We start from the raw sequence: 2,696 nt of genomic DNA on the forward strand, positions 1-2,696 counted from the left end.
ACATTCATTTTAGGCTATTCCAATTTATCCGAGAATCAAATAAGAATGGGCATTAAGCAGGTAGCGCGCGCAGAAAAAGAATGCAGAAGAATAAATCAGGCCCCTGAGATTGACAGATATAGAAGCACTGGCTATACTTGAAATGTTAAAAGGCACATCGGAAAAAACGTTGATGAAATAGAGTACGCCGGAGCATGGCTCCCTCAGAGAACGGGTTCCGTTACGGGATTATTTCGTAATGGCTGTGAGAACCCGGAAGACAGACCGGCAGAAAGCTGATTTCGGAGTGCGGGGAAATCTCGCCGGGGGCGCCCGTTAACAGCCGCGACAAGGCGATCGTCTGCAGGTGTCCGTATTTATTAACGGGTCAAGGCGATAACCAGGGTGGTACCGCGATAATAATCGTCCCTGAATTTATTCAGGGGCGTTTTTGTGTTTTCCGGCATACTTATGCCGCACTAATGATAAGACGGGGGCTGTACATGATGAAAGCAAGTGAAATCCGTTCCAAATGGTTGCAGTTTTTTGAGAGCAAAGGCCACAAAATCGAGCCAAGCGCCTCGCTCGTTCCACACAATGACCCATCGCTGCTATGGATCAATGCCGGGATGGCGCCGCTGAAGGCGTACTTTGACGGACGGGAGATTCCTGAGAATCCCCGCCTGACGAACTCCCAGAAATGTATCCGCACCAATGATATTGAGAATGTCGGCAAGACACGCCGCCACCATACGTTCTTCGAGATGCTGGGCAACTTCTCCATCGGAGATTATTTCAAGGAAGAAGCGATTACCTGGGCCTGGGAGTTCCTGACCGGCAAGGAATGGATCGGCTTCGACGGGGACCGCATTTCCGTTACGGTGTACGCCGAGGATGAAGAAGCATTCAAGCTGTGGAATGAAAAGGTTGGCCTGCCTGCTGAGCGCATCATCAAGCTGGGCGATGAGAACTTCTGGGATATCGGCGAAGGCCCTTGCGGTCCTTGCTCGGAAATATTCTATGACCGCGGCGAAGCTTACGGCAGCGACATGAGTGATCCTGAAATGTATCCGGGCGGTGAAAATGAACGCTGGCTGGAAGTGTGGAACCTCGTGTTCTCCCAGTTCAACCATAACAAGGACGGCAGCTATACACCGCTTCCTAATAAGAACATTGATACCGGTGCGGGCCTGGAGCGTCTGGCTTCCATCCTGCAGGATGTAGACTCCAACTTCGACACCGACCTGTTCCAGCCGGTCATCCAGAAGACTGCCGGCCTCGCTGGAGTGAAATACAAGGACAACCTGGAGCAGGATATTGCCCTGAAGGTCATTGCCGACCATATCCGTACCGTTACCTTTGCGGTTGGTGACGGGGTGCTTCCTTCTAATGAAGGCCGCGGCTATATTATCCGCCGGTTGCTCCGCCGTGCTGTCCGTTACGGCAAAACCTTAGGACTTGACCGTCCATTCCTGCACGAGCTGACGGAAACTGTCGGCGAAGTGATGGGCGTGTACTACCCGTCCGTTGTGGAGAACCGCGAATATATCGCCAAAATCATCCGCACAGAAGAGGAACGTTTCCACGAGACGCTATCCGACGGTCTTGCCATTCTTGGTGAAATTTCGGCCAAAGCTAAAGCTGACGGACTGGGTACTATTGCAGGTGCCGACGCGTTCAAGCTCTATGACACCTACGGCTTCCCGTTTGACCTGACAGAAGACTTTGCTTCCGAGCAGGGGCTTACTGTAGACCGCGAAGGCTTCGATGCAGCGATGCAGGAGCAGCGCGACCGGGCCAGAGCAGCCCGCCAGGACAACGCCAGCATGAAAATCCAGGGCGGCGCTCTTGCCGAACTGACGGTTAAAAGCGAATTTGTTGGATATACTGACGTGGTAACAGAGTCTAAAATACTGGCAATTGTGGTTGACGGCGCACTTGTTGATGTCGTCAGCGAAGGCGCAGAATGCCAGGTTGTGCTTGAAGCTACGCCTTTCTATGCAGAGAGCGGCGGCCAGGTCAGCGACACCGGTCTTTTGACTGGCGGTTCCGTAACTGCTAAGGTTACAGGACTGTTCAAGGCTCCGCACGGCCAGCATGTTCACCTGGTGACTGTTGAAGCCGGAGACCTGAAGGTCGGCGATAGCGTCCGGGCAGAGGTAAACCGTGAGCAGCGTGAAGACATTGTGAAGAACCATACCGCAACTCACCTGCTGCACAAAGCACTTAAGGAAGTACTTGGCGGTCATGTTAATCAGGCCGGCTCTTTAGTAGAAGGCGCTCGCCTGCGCTTCGACTTCTCGCATTTCGGCGCGATTACACCGGAAGAGCTGAGCGACATTGAGCACCGGGTAAATGCGCAGATCTGGCGCGGATTGGATGTAGTCATTGAGAACAAGCCGATTGACGAAGCCAAAGCGATGGGTGCTATGGCACTCTTCGGCGAGAAATACGGCAACATCGTCCGTGTAGTGCAAGTCGGTGATTACAGTCTTGAGCTGTGCGGCGGGATTCATGTTGCGAACACCTCGCAGATCGGCATCTTCAAGCTGGTCAGCGAAAGCGGTATTGGCTCCGGGGTACGCCGGATTGAGGCGGTAACCGGACGTTATGCTTACCAGTTTACAGAAAGCCAGCTGGATCTGCTGAAGCAATCGGCGGGGCTGCTCAAATCCTCGCTGAACGATGTACCGAAGCGCATTGAAGCTCTGCATGCG

The 2,696-nt window shown here is 53.3% G+C and carries 1 protein-coding gene; it reads left to right on the forward strand.

The features are described from left to right. Positions 1–485: 485 nt before the first annotated feature. Positions 486–2,696 (forward strand): alanine--tRNA ligase (gene alaS / locus AQR02_RS04780; protein ID WP_082451938.1); only part of this gene is annotated, 2,211 nt, incomplete at its 3' end.

Origin of the sequence: Paenibacillus ihuae (assembly GCF_001368795.1) — a bacterium.
GTDB lineage: Bacteria > Bacillota > Bacilli > Paenibacillales > Paenibacillaceae > Paenibacillus_AQ > Paenibacillus_AQ ihuae.